This window comes from Streptomyces sp. T12 (genome assembly GCF_028736035.1).
Classification (GTDB): domain Bacteria; phylum Actinomycetota; class Actinomycetes; order Streptomycetales; family Streptomycetaceae; genus Streptomyces.
In genome coordinates this window covers 9,184,714-9,202,535 of the sequence record NZ_CP117866.1, presented here as the reverse complement: position 1 = coordinate 9,202,535, position 17,822 = coordinate 9,184,714, and the positions used below count along the sequence as shown (strand labels likewise).

The following is a 17,822-nucleotide window of genomic DNA, read 5'->3' as shown; positions in this document are numbered from 1 at the left end:
TTCTAGAATCACCGGCACGCGAGCAAGCCACCGGGGGCGCGCTCGCCCCTCGCCGAAGGAACCCGATGACCAGCGTCGACGAACCGGCACGACCCAACGGACGGATCCGTGACGCCGCCCGCACCCAGGCCGAGATCCTGGACGTCGCGACGCAGGAGTTCGCCCGGGTCGGCTTCGCCGGGGCCCGCGTCGACGACATCGCCGCCCGCACCCGCACCACGAAGCGGATGATCTACTACTACTTCGGCGGCAAGGAGCAGCTGTTCACGGCCGTGCTGGAGCGCGCGTACGGCGTGATCCGGGAGGCCGAGCAGCAGCTCGACGTCGAGCACCTGGACCCGGTCGCGGCCATCCGCCGGCTGGCCGAGCTGACCTTCGACCACCACGAGCAGCACCCCGACTTCATCCGCCTGGTCAGCATCGAGAACATCCACGGGGCCGAGCACATCGCCGCCTCCGAGAAGCTCGGCAAGATCGGCTCACCGGCGCTGGACGTGATCCGCCGGATCCTGGAGTCGGGGCAGCAGTCCGGCCTGTTCACGGCCGACGTCGACGCCGTCGACCTGCACGCGATGATCAGCTCCTTCTGCTTCTTCCGGGTCGCCAACCGGCACACCTTCGGCGCCCTGTTCGGCCGCGACCTGGTGGATCCGGCCCAGCGCGAGCACTACCGCGCGATGCTCGGCGACATGGTGATCGCGTACCTGACCGCGGAGCGCGCGGCGGACTGAAGTCGTACGGCACCACCCCTTGACACCCGGGAAACGTGGGCGCAACATCCGTAGCCACCGCTACTAACTACCCAGTGGGTTAATTAGCCGGGATCCGGCACTTCTCCCCTTCCTGGTTTTCCCTCGCTTTTCCCTCGTTTCCGCTCACTCCGCCTATGTTGGAGTCCCCTCGAAGGAGCACGCCGTGTCCGTCCGTGTCCCCCATGCCCCGCCGGGGCAGCCGAAGAAGGCCGCGACCGCTGCCTGGATCGGCAGCGCCCTGGAGTACTACGACTTCTTCATCTACGGCAGCGCGGCGGCGCTGATCTTCCCCGAGGTCTTCTTCGACGAGTCCGACCCGGCGACCGCCACCCTGCTGTCGCTGGCCACGTTCGGCGTGGCGTACGCCGCGCGGCCGGTCGGGGCGCTGTTCCTCGGTCACTTCGGCGACCGGATGGGCCGTAAGAAGATCATGGTCTTCACGCTGATCCTGATGGGCGTGTCGACGTTCCTCATCGGCTGTCTGCCGACCCGCGACCAGGTCGGCACCCTGGCACCCGTCCTGCTGGTGCTGTGCCGGGTGCTGCAGGGCATCTCGGCGGCGGGCGAGCAGGCCAGCGCCAACTCGATGACCCTGGAACACGCGCCACCACATCGGCGCGGCTTCTTCACCAGCTTCACGCTGAGCGGCACACAGGGCGGGCAGCTGCTGGCCACCCTGGTCTTCATCCCGATCGCCGCGCTGCCGGAGGAGCAGTTGCTGTCGTGGGGCTGGCGGGTTCCGTTCTGGATGAGCATCGCGGTCGCCGTCGTCGGTTATGTCATCCGCCGCAAGCTGGAGGAGACGCCGGCCTTCGAGCAGCAGGCCGCGACCGAGGGCGTCCCCAAGATGCCGCTCGCGATACTGATGCGGGAGCACTGGGCGGATGTGCTGCGGGTGATCGGCGGTGCGCTGGTCGCCTCGGTCAGCACGATCTTCACGGTGTGGGCGCTGTCGTACGCCACGAGCGACTCGGTCGGGATGAGCAAGTCCTCCATGCTGTGGGTGGGCGCTCTCGCCAACCTGGTCGCCCTCGCCGCGATCCCGCTGTGGGCCACCCTGTCGGACCGCATCGGGCGCCGCCCGGTGTACCTGATCGGCGCGGCCGGCAGCGCGGTGATGATGTTCCTCTACCTGTGGTCGATCTCGACCGGCTCCTACCCGCTGACCCTGCTGCTGGGCATCGTCACCTTCGGTGTGGTCTACAGCGCCGCGAACGGCGTGTGGCCCTCCTTCTACGGCGAGATGTTCTCCACCCGGGTCCGCCTGTCCGGCATGGCCATCGGCACCCAGATCGGCTTCGCGGTCGCCGGCTTCGCGGTCACCTTCGCCGCGCAGATCGCCGGCCCGAACGGCGACGACTGGTCCTCGGTGGCCCTGTTCACGGCCGCCCTGTGCGTGCCGCCGGTCGTGGCCGCCCTCTCGGCCCGCGAGACCGCCAAGATCCCGACGGAGCTGCTCGGCGAGCGCACGGCCCAGCAGGCCGCGCAGCCGGAGTCGGTGACGGCCTGATCTTGCGCGAACCCCCGAGTCCCCGGACGCCGCCAAGGGCCCTGTCGTCAAATTCCCGGCGTCCGCCCGGAGGGCGGGCTGCGCGGCGTCATGGGGGTCCCCCCGCGCGAGGTTGTTCGAGCGTGGGGGAGCGTGCGATCGCAAGGCGCCGGAGCCGCCCTCGATGGGGGAGGAGCCACGTGGGCGGTTCGGCAACGCGGCTGGGGTCCCCCCCCTCTGGGGGAGTGCGTGCCAGGCGCCGCGCAGCAGGCGGGAATTTGACGACAGGGCCTAAGGCTCCGGGGACTCGGGCATCACCCCGCCACGAGCAGCTCCGTCCAGGTCTCGGCGACCCGCTCCAGTGAGAAGCCCTCCCGTACCTGGGTGCGGGCAAGGTCGGCGGCGGAGTGCCAGCCGTCCTCGCCGAGTGCGGCGATCGCCTCGGCCATCGCCTCGGGGGTGTCGTGGATCCAGCGCCGGTCGTAGATCTCGTCCGCCCCGGGCCACGGCAGCAGCGAGGGCACGGCGCCGGAGGCCATGCCCTCGGCGGGCGCGAGGTGGAAGCTCTCGTCGTCGCTGGTGGACAGCACATGCCCGACCCGCCGCAGCCAGCCCGCCACGTCCGGCCCGAACGTGTCGAAGACGACGGCCCCTTCCAGGAGCGGCGAGGTCTGCATACGGCGCAGTACGGCGTCGTAGTGCTCACGTTCCTCGGGCTTGTTCCAGATCCACCAGTACTCCCAGGGCGGCTTCGACTTGACCGACAGATGCCAGCGCCGGTCCCGGGCGCGCAGCGCCTCCAGCACGTCGAGGCCGAGGTCGAGGCGTTTGCGGCTGGGCGCGATGCCGATCATGCCGAGGCGGTGGCGGGCGCCCGGGGCCTTCGGGCGGTCGAGCTGGTCGGTGTCCACCCAGTTGGGGACGACCACGACCTTCGAGGCGGGCCAGCCGGTGTGCTCGCGGGTGCGGCGGGCGTAGTACGGGCTGACGCACACCACCCGGTCGACGGCGTCGATGTCGACCTGGCGGGGCCAAGCGGCATCCAGCTCGAAGCGGTGCAGCCGTACGACGAGCCGGCTGCCGCGCCGCTTGTGGCGGCTGTACCAGACGGCGGCCGGGCCGCACCACTCGACGACCACCACGTCCGCCCAGTCGGCGAGTTCACGGCTCGCGTCCGGGTCGTGGCGGGACAACGCGGGCCAGGCATCGACCCGTACCTCCAGACCGGGCAGCGAGCGGAAGTGGTCGAGGAGTCGGGTGAGGAACTTCAGGTCGTGCCCGGCGACGCCCACACGCAGGGGTCGTCGGCGGGCCGTCACCGCTGCGGGGGCGCCGAGGAAGGCGCGGTCGAGGTGGGCCCGCCAGCGGGCGGCCGCCCCGTCCAGGGTGTGGTGCCGGGCGGCCTCGCGGCAGCGGTCGGCCGCGAGGCGACGGGCCTGCGGCTCGCGGACGGCCCGCGCGACGGCTTCGGCGGCGTCGTCGAGTCCGGCGCGTCCGGGCACGAACAGCGGATAGTCGACGCCGAGCAACGCCTCGTGCGCCGGTGTGCGGTTGAGCACCACGGGCAGGCCCAGCGCCCCGAACTCCAGGACCTTGGTGGACAGTTCGAGGCTGGAGTCGAGCACCGGGTCGCGCCAGCCGAGGCCCACGTCGCAGTCCGCGGCGATGCGCATGGCCTCCTCGCGCGGCTGTCCGCCGTGGTGGTGGACGCCGGGCGTGCCGGCCAGCGCCCGCGCCATGTCGGCCTGGAAGGAGGGGTGGGTCGCATCGTCGTGGATCTTGTCGCCGACGGTGTGCAGTTCGGCGGGGACGCCTCGCTCGGCGAGCAGCTCCGGCAGCCGGGTCATGGGCAGGGTGTTCCACCGGGGTGCGAACTTGCCGGTGTAGACGAGGCGCAGCGGATCGTGGGGTCCGTCCCGGTCCGGCAGCGGGAAGCCCGGCTCGGGCACGGCGGGCGGGCTGAGCACGCACTTGCCGCAGGACTCGGGCACCCAGGTCTCCAGGAAGCAGCGCAGCTCCTCGGTCTGGCACAGAAGCCGCTGCGAGGCCTCGGCGATGAGGGCGAGTTCCGCGCGGGCCGCCTCGGTCATCTCGGCGGCGGACTGCGGGATGTCGGTGAGGTAGGCCCAGATCCGCCCGTCGAACCGGCCGTCGGCCACGATCCGCGTCACCAGCCGCCGACCGCGCAGCACCAGCAGGTCGCAGGGTTCGTCCTCGTCGAGCCCGGTGAGCACGTGTGCGGCCTGCACCGGCGACATGGGCCGGTCGGCGAGGCCCGGCAGCAGCCGCTCCTCGTGCGGACGCACCAGGGTGACCCCGGGCAGCTCGGCCAGCGGATCGGTCAACCGGCCCGTTCGGACGGGGGCCTTGAGGACGAGCCGGCTCTCGCAGCCCGCCCGGGACAGGGCCTGCACCGTCGACTGCGCCCACACGGCGGAGCCGTCGATGAGGTTGAGGTCCACGTCGCCGTAGACGAGCGCCCGCAGCGTACGGCTCATGACGGCTCCTTCCCGCGCACGGCGAACAGACGGTGTCCCTGACCGGCCCAACTTCCGGGCGCCGTACCGGACATGTGCAGCGACCGGCGCACCAGCAGCGGTCGCAGCGACGGCACGAAGACGTAGTCGTCGGCGGCCGGTGTGTGGCCCACCGCGTCGGCGCCGGAGTACTCCTGGGCGCACATCAGATCGAGCAGCAGGGTGTCCGGCCGGTCCTCGGTGAGGTCCGTCCAGTCGGCGACCCAGGGTGCCAGGGGCTGCCCCCGGCGTACGGCCACCCCGGCGGCGGTGAGTTCGTCGAGCCCCGCCGGGTCGGGTACGACGACCTCGACCGGTCGGTGCAGCTGGCCGAGCACCTGCCCGACGAGCCGGGCGACGTCGGTGCGGTCCCGGGGCGCGGCGAGCACGGCGACGCGCCGCAGGTCCAGTGGATCCGGGGCCCCGGCCAGGCCCGCCAGCCGGGAGAGCCGTACCCGTGTGCTGTCCGCCCGGAACACCTCGCGCAGCCGTTCCCGGCCTTCGGCGACCGGGTCCAGCCGGCCGAGCCGTACGCCGGTGTCCGCGTCGACGACGGCATCCCAGGCGAGCCGGGCGAGCCCCGGCGCGGCGGACGGGGGAGCGTCCCGCCACAGCACGGCCGACCGACCCGACACCCTTGTCTCGGCGAGCAGTTCGGCGAGCGTGCGGTCGAGGTCGGGGGCGAGCCCGGTGCCGGTGAGCGACCAGGGGCCGTCCCCCGTGCAGGCGCTCAGCTGCACGACGAGCACGTCCGGGTCGGTGCGCTGCACGAGCAGTCGCCCGTCGTGCGGCAGCAGCCGGTTCACGACCACGTCCGCCGCGAAGTCCTCGGCGGTGGCGGGGGTGAACACACCGGCGACGACGAGCCGGTCGCGGGGTGCCACGGTCAGGGCGCGATGGGCGAGGTGGAAACGGCCGTCCATGGGCGTGTCCGGCTCGGCGGCCCCGCCCTTCGGCGCGCTTCCGGACACCGGCCCGGCCACGCGCCGCCGCCCGCGCCACAGTCCGTACAGCTCCCCCGGCAGCCTGGCCGCGCCCCGCTTCGGTGAGCGCGCGGCCGTCACCAGCGCCTTTCCCACCCGCAGCGAGGTCGAGCCCTCCAGCATGGCCACGCGCGCCTGCAGCACGTCGACCCGGTCCCGGGCGGCCCGCAGCGTGGCGGCGAGCTGATCCTTCTCCCGTACGGCGGCGGCGAGCCGCTCGGCGAGCCCGTCCTGCCCGGCGGCATCCCGGGTGCGTTCCGCCTCCTCGACGGTCCGTTCCAGATCCAGCACCCGGGCGCGCAGGGACCGGGAGGCGAGGTCGGCGAAGACGTACTCGTCGGCGATCCGCAGCGCCGTGGCGTGGCCGTCGGCGGGGACGGGCCGGCCGAAGAAGTCGTGCGGCGCGAGGAGCTGGTCGGTGCGCGCGACGACCGCGCCCGCGTGCAGATGGACGTAGTCGAGGGGCGCCGCGCGCAGGACCTGGCAGCGGTGGGCCACGAGATGGTCGAGAAGCCGGTGGTAGGGGAGCTCGGACACGCGGTGCCCGAGCACGATCAGCCCGCGCGCCCCGGGCCGCATGCGTGCCAGTACGGCACGACAGGCGTCCTCGCTTCCGTGCGGCTCGGCGTCGGGCCCGTACGAGAGGAGAGCCAACTCCCCTTCGGCGACAGGCTGTTCGTCGTCCTCGCGCAGGGCGATGCCCGGCGGCAGGTGCAGGTAGGGCTCCAGGCTCAGGCCGCCGCGGGTCGCGTCCACCACTGTCGTGACGCCGTCGAGGTGCGGATGGAGCAGGTCGGTCAGGCGCATCAGCGGGTCCTCGTGAAGACGTGGAAGCCGACCCGGTTCTCCCGGAAGCCGTACGGCCTGGAGAGGGTGTGCCGCAGGCCGAGCGGCTCGAGTTCGGCGCGGTAGGCGGCGACCGGGCGGTGCACGATGGGGGCGCCGTGGGGCGTGTGCTCGGCGGTGGCCTCGTCGCTGACGATGTCGCTGGAGCTGCCGGTGGAGATGTCGGTGGAGATGTCGGTGACGATCAGGCGGCCGGTTACGCGGATGAGGGAGGCCATGTTGCGCAGACCGGCCGCCCACGCCTGGTCGTCCGGTACATGGAACAGGACGTCCACGCAGACCACGATGTCGTACGGCCACGGACTGCGCCACTCGTCGAGCGCGGCGACGGCATAACGCGGGCCGCCGGCCTCGGCGCGGGCGTGGTCGACGGCGGGCGGGCTGATGTCGAAGGCGTCGACCCGATGGCCGCAGCGGGCCAGGGCGCGGGCGAAGTACCCCTTGCCGCAGCCCGCGTCGAGCACGAACAGCGGGGCGGCGGGGCTGGACAGGTCGCCGATGAGGGAGAGCAGGGTGCCGAGCCGCTGGGCGTAGAAGATCTCGTTGCCCGGACGGTCGAGCCCGAGGTGCCCGCCGGAGGCGAGCTCGTCGTGGTCGCTGTGGCGGGCGTCCCAGTAAGTTCGCGTGCAGGTCCGCGTGTCGTCAGCCATGGCGCTCCAGCCACGCGGTGATCACGCGGGCGATCCGGCCGCCCGCCCGGCCGTCCCACAGGGGCGGCCCCTCCGCGGACGGCGCTCCCCCGCCGTCCAGGAGCTTGCGGAGCGCGGGCACCAACTCCCCGTGCGTGACAAGCCGGTTGGTGCCGTGGGTGACCGTGACGGGGCGTTCGGTCGTGGTCCGCAGGGTCAGGCACGGCACGCCCAGGACGGTCGTCTCCTCCTGTACGCCGCCCGAGTCGGTGATCACCGCGGCGGCGCCGCGCATGAGGCTCATGAACTCGACGTAGCCGAGCGGGTCGAGGAGGTGGACGCCCGGTGCGTGCGCGAGGCCCGCCGCGCTCAGCGCCGCCCGGCCGCGTGGGTGCAGCGGTACGGCCAGGTCGAGATGGCGGGCGGCCTCGGTCAGGACACGGGCGGCGGCCCCGGCGGCCGCCGGGTCGTCCACATTGGCGGGCCGGTGCAGCGTGACGACGCCGTAGCGCTCGGGCAGTCGGTGGGCGGCACGGGCGGCCGCCGGGTCGAAATGCTCCAGATGGGTGAGCAGGGTGTCGATCATCGGGTTGCCGACGAAGTGCACCCGCTCGGCGGCGATCCCCTCGCGGGCGAGGTGGCCGACGGCCTCGGGGCTGGTGACGAACAACAGCTCCGCCAGCTGGTCGACCAGACGCCGGTTGGCCTCCTCCGGCATCGTCATGTCGAAGCTGCGCAGCCCGGCCTCGACATGCGCCACCGGGACGCCCCCTCGGGCGGCGACGAGCGCGGCGGCCAGCGTCGAGTTCACATCGCCGTACACCGTGACCAGGGCGGGTGCGCGGGCGGTCAGTTCGGCCTCCAGGGCCACCAGCAGGTCGGCGATCTGCCGGGCGTGGCTGCCCGAGCCGACGCCGAGGTCGGTGTCGGGTTCGGGCAGGCCGAGTTGCCGGAAGAAGATGTCCGACATCCGCTCGTCGTAGTGCTGCCCGGTGTGGACGAGCACCTGGTCGCAGCCCGCCGCGCCGAGGGCGGCGACGACCGGTGCGGCCTTGACGAAGTTGGGCCGGGTGCCGACCACATGGAGTACGCAGCCGTTCATCGATGTTGCCTCCGCCTCCGGGGCACGCTGCATGCGCTTGCCCCTGCCGGGCCGTGGCCGCCCTGGCGACCTACCTTGGCGATATGTACAGCAATATCCGTTACGCCCCCCGCGCTCTCAGTCTGGCCGCCTCGGTAGCCCTTGGCGAACTGCGCCAGGACCCGCTGCGGGCGGCGCTGCTCGCCGTACGCCTGCTGCCGGGGCGCGTCCGGCGTGGGCTGCTGCCGCTCGAACGGCGGCTCGCCGCACACGCCCGCACCGCGGGACCCGCGGCGACGCCCTCCGGCGCCCGGGTGCCCGCGCCACCCGGGCGCCGGTTTCACCCCGTACCGGGCCGGGTGCTCCACCTGGTCACCAACGGGCTGCCGTTCCGGCACGCCGGCTACACCGTGCGCACGCAGAAGCTCGCCGAAGCCCAGCTGGCGGCCGGGCTGGAGCCTCATGTCGTGACCCGGATCGGCTTCCCCGTGACGCAGGGGGTGCTGGACGCCCGCCCGTCGCAGCATGTGGGCGGGGTGCCGCAGCACCGGCTGCTGCCGCTGCGGCTGCCGTACGGGCAGGCCGCGGCGCTGGCGCGGAACGCCGAACTGGCCGCCGGGCTGGTGGAGCGGCTGCGGCCCGCCGTGCTGCATGCCGCGTCCGACCACGGCAACGGGCGCGTGGCGCTCGCCCTGCGGGAGACCTTCGGGCTGCCGGTGGTCTACGAGGTGCGGGGCTTCCTGGAGGAGACGTGGCTGACGCAGGCGCCGGGCCGCGGCCGGGACGACGAGACGTACCGGGCGCGGCGCGCCCTGGAGACGTTCTGCATGCGTGAGGCCGACGTGGTGCTGACGCTGGGCGAGGCGATGAAGGCCGAGATCGTCGGCCGTGGAGTGCCCGAGGAACGGGTCCTGATCGCGCCCAACGCCGTGGACGACGACTTTCTGGGCCCGTTGCCGGAGGGGGCGCCGGTGCGGGCCCGGCTCGGCATCGCGCCGGACGAGTTCGTCGTGGGCACGGTCGGCAGTCTCACCCCGCACGAGGGGATCGGCACATTGCTCCATGCGGGTGAAGAGCTGATCCGGCGTGGAGTCCCGCTGCGGCTGCTGATCGTCGGCGACGGTCCGGAGCGTGCCGGGCTGGAGCGACTGGCCGCCCGGCTGGGCCTGGACGACCGGGTCGCCCTGTTCACCGGCCGGGTGCCGCACGCCCAAGTGCGGGATCTCCACGCCGTGTTGGACGTGTTCGCGGTGCCCCGCACCGACGAGCGCGTGTGCCATCTGGTGACCCCTCTCAAGCCGGTCGAGGCGATGGCGAGCGGTGTCCCCGTGGCCGCCAGTGACGTCACCGCACTGAGAGAACTGGTCGAACACGAGGTGAACGGGAAGCTAATCAAGCCTGAATCGCCACATTCCTGGGCTGATGAGCTGGAAATACTCCTTTACAGTCGAAATCGGCGTTCTGAGTGGGGAGCAGCCGCCCGCGCGATGGTCGCGCGTGACCGCACCTGGAAGCGGGTCGCCGCCACAACCCGTGACGCGTACCGCGCCCTTGGATGCCTTGATGCGGGGTGAGTCCCAATGCAGGTGGACCAGACCGGACCGCTCGGGGAAGAGAGCGAACCGCTCGGGGAAGCAGAACGGCCCGATCACGTCGATCTGGCGGTGATCGGGCTCGGCTACGTCGGACTCCCGCTCGCGCGTGAGGCGGCGTCGGTCGGCCTGAGGGTCGTCGGCCTCGACCGCGATCCCCGGGTCGTGGAGGCGCTCAACACCGGGCACTCCCATGTCGACGACGTCTCCGACGAGGACGTCCTGCGGATGCGGGCGGCCGGGTTCGGCGCGTCCACGGACGCCGCCTGTCTGGCCCGCGCACAGACCGTCGTCATCTGTGTGCCGACCCCGCTCGGCAAGGACGGCGGGCCCGACCTCGGCGCGGTCACCTCGGCCACGCGGACGGTGGCGGGCCGGCTGCGGCCCGGACAGCTGGTGGTGCTGGAGTCGACCACCTATCCGGGAACCACCGAGGAGGTTCTGCGGCCGCTCCTGGAGGAGTCGGGGCTGCGGGCGGGCGTGGACTTCGCGCTGGCCTTCTCGCCCGAGCGCATCGACCCCGGCAACACCGCGCACGGGCTGCGCACCACGCCGAAGGTGGTCGGCGGCTGCACGCCGTCCTGCGCGGCGCGCGCCGTCGCCTTCTACGGCAAGCTCGTCGACACCGTCGTCCAGGCGAAGGGCACCCGCGAGGCCGAGATGGCCAAGCTGCTGGAGAACACCTACCGGCACGTCAACATCGCCCTGGTGAACGAACTGGCCGTCATCAGCCACGAGTTGCACGTCGACCTGTGGGACGCGATCCGCTGCGCCGGCACGAAGCCCTTCGGCTTCCAGGCGTTCCGGCCCAGTCCCGGCGTGGGTGGCCACTGCATCCCCATCGACCCCAACTACCTGTCGTACAAGGTGCGTTCGTCCCTCGGGTACGAGTTCCGGTTCGTCGAACTCGCCCAGGAGATCAACCGGCGGATGCCGGAGTACGTCGTACGTCGCGCCCAGGATCTCCTCAACACCGTGGGCCGGCCGCTGCACGGCTCCCGGGTACTGCTGCTCGGGGTCACCTACAAGCCGGACGTGGCCGACCAGCGGGAGTCGCCGGCGGTGCCGGTGGCGCGGCTGCTGCGGGAGCGGGAGGCCGAGATCTCCTTCCACGACCCGAGCGTGCAGCTGTGGTCCGTGGACGAGGTGAGCGTCCCGCGCGTCGACGACGTCATGGCGGCGGTGCGCGAGCACGACCTGACGATCCTGCTCCAGGACCACTCGGCCTACGACCTGCCGGCCCTCGGCGACGCGGCCCGGCTGCTGTTCGACACCCGGGGGCGGATCTTCCGGCCCGGGGTCGAGGTGCTGTAACCGGCCTGAATCCCGGGACCGTCGGCCCCGGCACGGTCGGTCTCGGGCTGCCGGTCCCGGACTGTCGGTCCCGGGCCACTTCGAAAGGTGCGCTGATGCGGATACTCGTCGTCACTGTCGTCCATCACCCCGAGGACGCGCGGATCCTGCACCGCGAGATCGCCGCCCTGCGGCAGCGCGGCCACCGGGTGGTGTACGCCGCGCCGTTCGCGGCACGGGAGGTGGCACCGCGGCCGTACGTCGAGGGTGTGGATCTGCCCCGGGCCGCCGGACGGGACCGCCGGGTGGCGCTCCGCGCGGCCCGCGCGCTGCTGGCCGAGCGCGGACCGACGGTGGACGTGGTGCTGCTGCACGATCCTGAGCTGCTGCTGGCCCTGCCCGGCACCCTGCGCCGTTGGCGGCGCGAGGGACGGGCCCCCGTCACCGTGTGGGACGTGCACGAGGACACCGCGGCGGCGCTGGTGATGAAGCGCTGGGTGCCGAGGCCGCTACGGCCACCGCTCCGACTGGCCGTGCGGGCGGCCGAGCTGCTGGCGGAGCGGCATCTGCGGCTGCTGCTCGCCGAGGACGCCTACCAGAACCGCTTCCACCGCCCGCATCCCGTCGTGGCCAACCTCGCGACGGTGCCGCCCGAGCCGCCCGAGCCGCCGGGCGACGACCGGGTCGTCTACCTCGGGCACCTGTCGCGGGCCCGGGGTGCGCTGGAACTCATCGAGACGGCGCGGCTGCTGGCACCGGACGTCCACGTCGAGGTCATCGGCGCGGCGGACCCGGAAGTGCGAGGCGCGCTCACCGAGGCCGACCGGGACGGCGTGCTGCGCTGGCACGGGTACCTGCCCAACGACCGCGCCCTCGATCTGCTCTCCGGCGCCCTGGCCGGCCTCTCCCTCCTGCACGACCAGCCCAACTACCGCCATTCACGGCCCACCAAGGTCGTGGAGTACATGGCCCACGGCGTCCCCGTCATCACCACACCCACCCCGCTCGCGGCCGACCTGGTCGAGCGCTACGGCTGCGGTCTCGTCGTACCGTACGAGGATCCGCCCTCGGCGGCAGAGGCCGTACGGCGGCTGCGCGCCGATCCGGAGACGCGCAGCCGCGCGGCCACGCGGGGTTGGGTGGCAGCGCTCTCCGACCTCAACTGGGCCGACCGGGCGACCGAGTTCGCGATGTGCCTGGAGGCCTGGGCGAAGGAGGCGTCCGCGAACCCGACGCCCGCTGTCGTCGCCCGATGACACGAGCGAAGGTGCTGCCGTGGCGCTGCCGGCGAGGCGTCTTCACCGGTGCTTGCGTCGCACTTGCGCACCCTGACGGCTCCTGAGACGGGTCTTGGGCTGATGCCGCCTACGCCGTTTGCCCGATCGGTTCACCGAGGGCTGCGCACGGGGCTGTACCGGCGGGCCCGTCTGTTTGAGGCCCTCGATGGCGTCCTCGATCCTGAGCAACTCGTCCTCGGCCCGCCCGGGTTCCTCGGCGTCGAGCCGGGCGAACGCGTGCTTGGCCTGCTCGTGCGCGCGCAGGACCTTGCCCCGCGGGCGGCCCCTGCCCCCGTACGACTTGGCGAGGACCGCCTGCGCGTGCGCTCGGGCGAACCTCAGCTTCCACGCGCGTACGTCGATCTCGTCGTACAGCGACAGTGCCCGCCGGGCGGCGGACTCGGCCCGTCCGAAGCTCTGCCGCGTGACGGCCGTACCGCGGTGCTGGCGGTCCGTGCTGCCGAGCGCGAGCAGGATCTCCGCTTCCAGACAGCTCGTCCACGCCTCGTGGACGCGGTTGGCCCACCTGTCCTCCTTGCGCATCCTCTCGTACTGGTCCAACGCCTCCTCGACGTGATCCAGCGCCCGCTGCAGATCCTCGTGCCGGCTCTCGCCCGACCGGGTGCGCGCTCTGCCCAGGTACGCCTCCGCCAACCGGCCCAGCGCGAGGGCGTGTTGCGGCCGTACGGCCTCGCGGAACTCCCGCTCCAGTGCCTTGTAGTGTCCGTCCACGGCTTCCCTGTGCCGGGCGACGCACGCGTCCCACTCCTCGCGGTGTCCGTGCTGAACGCCCAGGACGGACAGGGCTTCGGCGATGTCCCGCTTCCACAGTCCCGGAGACCCCTGGCGCAGAGCCCGGTATGTCTCGACGCTCTCGATGCCCTTCGCCACCGCCCGGTCGACGTGTCCGCTCGCGCCGAGCTGCCAGGCGAGGCCGCGCAGCGCGAACGCCTTCATGCTCTGGATCTCGTCCGGCTCGTGCGCGTCGCCCTCGTCCGGCTGCGGCAGCTGATCGATCAGGTCGCACGCCTCGTTCGCCGCCTGCAGCGCCTCGCGCTGGCGGCCGACCCGGTGGGCCGCCGTGGCCCGGGTGCACAGGGCCTTCACCAGGCCGAAGGCATGTGTGCGCGTGGGGTCGCGCTGGTACAGCGCCTCCAGGCGCCGTATGGCATCCCCGGCGCTGTGGTCGGCGTCCTCGAACCGCCCGATGTCCACCAGCCGGTCCGCCAGGTCCTTGAGGGCTTCGGCGAGGTGGAACTCGTGCTCTTCGGAGGGGCTGAGCTGTTGCAGCGCGTGGAAGGTGTCGACCGCCTGCCCGGCGACCTCGTGCGCCCGGATACGCAGCCCCGAACTGGCCAGGTACAGGGACCACCGTTGCAGGGCCTGGGCCAATTCCCTGCGGTTGTCCTCCGTGGCCGGTGCGTCGGCGCGCCGGTGGAACTGCACCGCATGTTCCGCGACAGCCGTGGCAAGTTCCAGCAACACGTCCGCGCAGGTGGCGTCGAACTCCCGCAGGACCTCGGCGGCGACCTTCTGCGCCGACTTCCTGTGCAGGGTGGAGTTCAGTGCGGCGGCCAGTGACGTGCCGATGGCGCTCGCGAACTGGTCCTGGTCGGCGACGGCGACCTGCTTCACCAGCCTGACGACAGGGACGGCATGCTCCCGCAGCGCCCGCTCCAGCGTCCTGCGGGCCTGCTGTTGGGCGGACGTGCAGTGCCTGGTGTCGCCGGCCGGTTGCGCCGTGCCGTTCTCGGCCTCGCTCGTGTCGTCGGACCGGGAGGCGTCGGAGCCGGCGGTGAGTTGCAGGATGTGGAGCACGTTGAGTATCTGGCGTGCCTGATCGGTCGGGGCGTCCGGTATTCCCGGTCCTCCGCCCCCGACGTCGAGCAGTTTCGCGGCCAACTCCGGGAAGGTTGCGATTACTTGGGCACCGAGCCGCTCCGCGAGCCGAAGCGGCTGCAGCGAACGCAGATAACCGTCACCGGTGAACGCGGCGTGCTGCCAGCGGGCGAACGCGCGCGTGAGCCATTCCGGTTCGTCGGCGAGGTCGGGGACGAGCCGCAGCCGGCGCGCGGCTTCGGTCTCCCGTTCCCCGTCCGTCGGACCGTCGGCCACCGCCAGGCTGCAGACGGCGACGATCCTCTCGAGCAGGACCGGGTCGTGCGGGAGTTCGTTCTTCTCGGCGGACGTCTGCCATCTCTGCCGCTCCACGTCGATGGCGTAGTCCAGCAGCGCGTTGGCGCGTGAGCGCGAGGGCGGTCCGGTCGTCGGCGAGGGCACTTTGCCGATGCTGGTGCGTGCGTCCACCAGCGCCTGGATCAGGATGAGCAGGTAGCTGCCGAAGTCGGGCCCTTCGAGGCCGGGCACGCCCGGTTCGTCCCGCGGTTCCCCGTCCGCCACGGCCTCGTCGCCGGGCTCGGAGGCGGCCTGTGCCGGGGCTTCGGTCGTGTCGCTCTGCGCGTACCAGCCCCGGAAGGCGGTGACCGCCGTGCGGTAGACGTCCTCGCGGTCGGCTTCGCGCAGCGGCTCGAGCGGCGGCGGGTCCTCCGCGTCGACCAGTGATTCGTACCGCCGTCTGATCGCCTGCCACCACAGTCCGCCGCGCTGGGCGACGGCCAGGACGCGCAGCGCGTCGTGGCTGTGGTGCTCGGCCGCTTCGGCAAGGAGTACGTCCAGCTGACCGGCGTGGGCATCGGCGTCGTCGACGACGAGTAGCCGTTTCTCCTTCAGGGCGCAGACGCTGGAGAACGCCACGTGCAGCGGGTCGACGACACCGGCGACCCAGCCCCGCCTGGCCATGGTGCGGCACAGCTCACGGGCGAGACGGGACTTGCCGACGGTGCCGCCTCCGGTGAGCAGGCGAATGCGCTGTCCGTCACCGCGTTCGCACCAGTCGACCAGCTCGTTCAGCTGCTCGGTGCGGCCCCGGAAGGGCACGACGCCGTGGCGGGACTCCAGAAGGTCGGCCTCGGACCACTGATCGCGCGGGGGCAGCGGGCTGTACGCGGGCGCCAGACTCTCGCCACGCGCCCAGACGGGATCCAGTGCGACCCGCGCGGTGGCCGTCTCGCCCCTCGCCGTCAGAAGGCACGCGTTCGCCTCGTCGAGGCCGTCGTCGCCGAAGACCGCGCCGACCGGCAGTGCCGTCAGCCGTCCCTCGACCGTGGCTCGGTCCTCGGTGATCACACCCACCAGGTGATCCCCGCTGAACAGAGCCGCACCCGACAGACCGCTCCACAGCGACGAGCCCTGGACGGCCGGTGAAGCTCCCGTGCGGACCTGGAAGTTCAGCCGCCGCACCTCGCGTCTCGACCCCGTGAGCGGCAGGACGGTGCCCCGCACGTCCTCCACGTTCACCCACCGCCTCGCTCCGGCCTCGGTCACGCCGGACCTCGGAAAACCCAGCGCCTGCGCCGGAACGGCGTCCTCACCGACGAGACGGCCGAGCCGCACCTCGTCGAGCCGACCACCCTGCCCGGTACGGAACGGGTCGCCCACGGTGGATTCCAGGAGCGCGCAATCCAGCTCCGCGCTTTCCTTGACCGCGACCAGAAACGTCTGCCGATCGTCCGGGAGTTCATAACTCCCCTCGCGGCGACAGTATTTGCGGACCGTGACCGCGGATCCCTTCGAACCGACGCAGTGGCCGGCCGTCAGGACGAGATCCGGCGTCAGCAGGTATCCCGAGCCCCGTTTTCCCTCCGCGGAAAGCGACACCAAACGCTCGGCGTCCAGCCCGGTCATCCTGCGTCGTCCCCCGCGTCGGCGATGCGCGTGTCGGTGGGCAGACTCAAGTTCAGCTTGATCCGGTGAGTCGTGGCATTGCCGCGCGCGTGCTCGCCGCCGGCCTGGACCACCCAGAACTGCACACCCGCCCGGCCCGCGGTGTTCCGCATGATCTGGACAGTGGCCTCGACCTCGACATCGGTGATCCCGAAACGCAGGCTCTCCGCCGTCGCGCGCCGTTGAGCGTCTTCGAGTTCGGTGCGCAGCGCGGTGATCATGTCCGCGAGACCCAACCCATCGGTCCGGTCCGCCTGCTGCCTGTCTGCCATCGCGGTACTCCCTCGCGCAGGAGTTCCTCACCCGAATGCGGGCTTTCGCCGGGAGATGCCTCTCCCCAGTAATTCTTCGGGATTCCCGGGGCGAGGCAACTCGATCACGTGCGGGCAGCGGTCCACGGCGGGAGGGGCAGGTGACGGTGCGTCAATCAGCCGCTCACCCCCGGTTGACTGCCGCTCACCCCTGGTTGGCCCCCTTCGGAATCCCGTAAGCCCGTTCCACTTTCAACCGCAACACCAGCCGCCCGTCCCGGACCATCGCGGCCCGGAAGTCCTCCCAGTCGGGGTGCTCGCCCAGGACGTCGCGGTAGAGGCGGACGAGCTCCTCGACCGTGGCGTCGTACGGGTCCTTCGCGACCGGCGAGAGCTCCGCCGTGCCCTCGGCGACGACGTACGCCCACCGGTCGGAGGACGTGACGTGGTACGACGCCCGGGGGTCCCGGCGCAGATTGCGGGTCTTGGCGCGATCGTCCGTGATCGAGACGCGGATGATCCGCTCGTCGGGGTAGTAGGCGTGGCCCACGTTGGACAGCTGCGGCCGGCCGTCGCGCTTGAGGGTGACAAGCACCCCGCCGTGGCCCTCGGAGAGCAGCGCGAGCAGTGCGTTCTGGGTGGAGTCCTCAGTCATGCCTGGATCAACCCTGCCGGGCGGTCCGCGCATTCCCACACGGCATCCCCGCGTAGACACTGTCTACTCGATCATGGTAGACAGCGTCTATGCAGGAATCCGATTCCGATACGGGACTGCGGGCCCGACTCGTCGACGCAGGCGTGGACCTCGTGACCCGGGAAGGCGCCCAGGCGCTCACCCTGCGGGAGATCGCCCGCCGGGCCGGCGTCTCGCACGGCGCCCCACGCCGCTACTTCCCCACCCACCTGGAACTGCTGTCGGCCATCGCACGCCGCGGCTTCGACGAACTGGCGAAGCGGGCGACGGCGGCGGCTGCCGTCGGCGACGGTGCGGCGGGCCCCCGGGCGCAGCTGGCCGCGCTGGGGCGCGTCTACCTGGAGTTCGCGCTGGGCAACCGCGGCATGTACGAGCTGATGTTCCGCCACGATCTGCTGCAGAGCGGCCACTTGGGACTGCGGGACACCAGCCTCCCCCTCTTCGGCCGCCTGGTGGACCTGGTCGCCCGGGCACGCCCCGACACCGACGCCCGGCTCGTCGCGGGCGCGTTGTGGGCCAACCTGCACGGCATCGCCCAGCTGTGGGGCTGGGGCAGCCTCCAACTCGCCACGGGCGCCGACGACTTCGCACCCCTGCTGCACGCGGCCCTGGACGCACACCTCGGGCGGTGAGCGG

13 protein-coding genes are annotated in these 17,822 nt (G+C 72.2%); 6 read left to right on the top strand and 7 right to left on the bottom strand.

Going from position 1 to position 17,822, the window contains the following annotated elements:
* The first annotated feature begins 65 nt into the window (after window positions 1–65).
* Together PBV52_RS41290 and PBV52_RS41285 are read left to right on the top strand one after the other, a co-directional pair.
* Window positions 66–731, top strand: coding sequence for a TetR/AcrR family transcriptional regulator (locus PBV52_RS41290; protein ID WP_274246007.1), 666 nt, complete (start codon window positions 66–68; stop codon window positions 729–731).
* 184 nt (window positions 732–915) lie between these two features.
* Entirely contained in the window at window positions 916–2,262 is a 1,347-nt protein-coding gene (locus tag PBV52_RS41285) for an MFS transporter (RefSeq protein WP_274246005.1), read from the top strand.
* 293 nt (window positions 2,263–2,555) lie between these two features.
* On the opposite strand, the gene PBV52_RS41280 is transcribed toward PBV52_RS41285, so the two are convergent.
* From PBV52_RS41280 to wecB, 4 genes are read right to left on the bottom strand one after another with little or no spacing between them, the layout of a single operon-like run.
* Window positions 2,556–4,739 (bottom strand): glycosyltransferase, encoded by a 2,184-nt coding sequence (locus PBV52_RS41280; RefSeq protein ID WP_274246003.1) that lies wholly within the window; start codon window positions 4,737–4,739, stop codon window positions 2,556–2,558.
* A complete protein-coding gene (locus PBV52_RS41275; protein ID WP_274246002.1) occupies window positions 4,736–6,547 on the bottom strand; it encodes a hypothetical protein in 1,812 nt (603 codons plus the stop codon). The genes PBV52_RS41280 and PBV52_RS41275 overlap by 4 nt, the downstream gene beginning before the upstream one ends.
* Window positions 6,547–7,236: a bifunctional 2-polyprenyl-6-hydroxyphenol methylase/3-demethylubiquinol 3-O-methyltransferase UbiG gene (locus PBV52_RS41270; RefSeq protein ID WP_274246000.1), complete on the bottom strand. Its 690-nt coding sequence runs from the start codon at window positions 7,234–7,236 to the stop codon at window positions 6,547–6,549. The genes PBV52_RS41275 and PBV52_RS41270 overlap by 1 nt, the downstream gene beginning before the upstream one ends.
* The gene (wecB, locus tag PBV52_RS41265; RefSeq protein WP_274245998.1) at window positions 7,229–8,350 is read right to left on the bottom strand and encodes a non-hydrolyzing UDP-N-acetylglucosamine 2-epimerase; all 1,122 of its coding nucleotides are present in this window, start codon (window positions 8,348–8,350) and stop codon (window positions 7,229–7,231) included. The genes PBV52_RS41270 and wecB overlap by 8 nt, the downstream gene beginning before the upstream one ends.
* A 50-nt stretch (window positions 8,351–8,400) precedes the next feature.
* Between wecB and PBV52_RS41260 the strand changes: the two genes are divergently transcribed.
* The 3 genes from PBV52_RS41260 (at window position 8,401) to PBV52_RS41250 (ending at window position 12,437) form a co-directional block, all read left to right on the top strand.
* Window positions 8,401–9,870 (top strand): glycosyltransferase family 4 protein, encoded by a 1,470-nt coding sequence (locus tag PBV52_RS41260; protein WP_274245996.1) that lies wholly within the window; start codon window positions 8,401–8,403, stop codon window positions 9,868–9,870.
* Window positions 9,871–9,876: 6 nt separating this feature from the next.
* Window positions 9,877–11,202 (top strand): nucleotide sugar dehydrogenase, encoded by a 1,326-nt coding sequence (locus tag PBV52_RS41255; protein ID WP_274245994.1) that lies wholly within the window; start codon window positions 9,877–9,879, stop codon window positions 11,200–11,202.
* Between the two features lie 95 nt (window positions 11,203–11,297).
* Window positions 11,298–12,437, top strand: coding sequence for a glycosyltransferase (locus tag PBV52_RS41250; RefSeq protein ID WP_274245992.1), 1,140 nt, complete (start codon window positions 11,298–11,300; stop codon window positions 12,435–12,437).
* 42 nt (window positions 12,438–12,479) lie between these two features.
* Here PBV52_RS41250 and PBV52_RS41245 read toward each other — a convergent pair whose 3' ends face one another.
* The 3 genes from PBV52_RS41245 to PBV52_RS41235 form a co-directional block, all read right to left on the bottom strand.
* Complete coding sequence (locus PBV52_RS41245; RefSeq protein ID WP_274245990.1) at window positions 12,480–16,202, bottom strand: hypothetical protein; 3,723 nt, start codon at window positions 16,200–16,202, stop codon at window positions 12,480–12,482.
* Window positions 16,199–16,513, bottom strand: a complete 315-nt coding sequence (locus tag PBV52_RS41240) for a trypco2 family protein (RefSeq protein ID WP_274245987.1) — start codon at window positions 16,511–16,513, stop codon at window positions 16,199–16,201. The genes PBV52_RS41245 and PBV52_RS41240 overlap by 4 nt, the downstream gene beginning before the upstream one ends.
* A gap of 184 nt (window positions 16,514–16,697) precedes the next feature.
* Window positions 16,698–17,147: a PPOX class F420-dependent oxidoreductase gene (locus PBV52_RS41235; RefSeq protein ID WP_274245986.1), complete on the bottom strand. Its 450-nt coding sequence runs from the start codon at window positions 17,145–17,147 to the stop codon at window positions 16,698–16,700.
* Window positions 17,148–17,236: 89 nt separating this feature from the next.
* Here PBV52_RS41235 and PBV52_RS41230 point away from each other — a divergent pair, with 89 nt between their 5' ends.
* Complete coding sequence (locus PBV52_RS41230; protein ID WP_274245984.1) at window positions 17,237–17,818, top strand: TetR/AcrR family transcriptional regulator; 582 nt, start codon at window positions 17,237–17,239, stop codon at window positions 17,816–17,818.
* The last annotated feature ends 4 nt before the right edge of the window (window positions 17,819–17,822 follow it).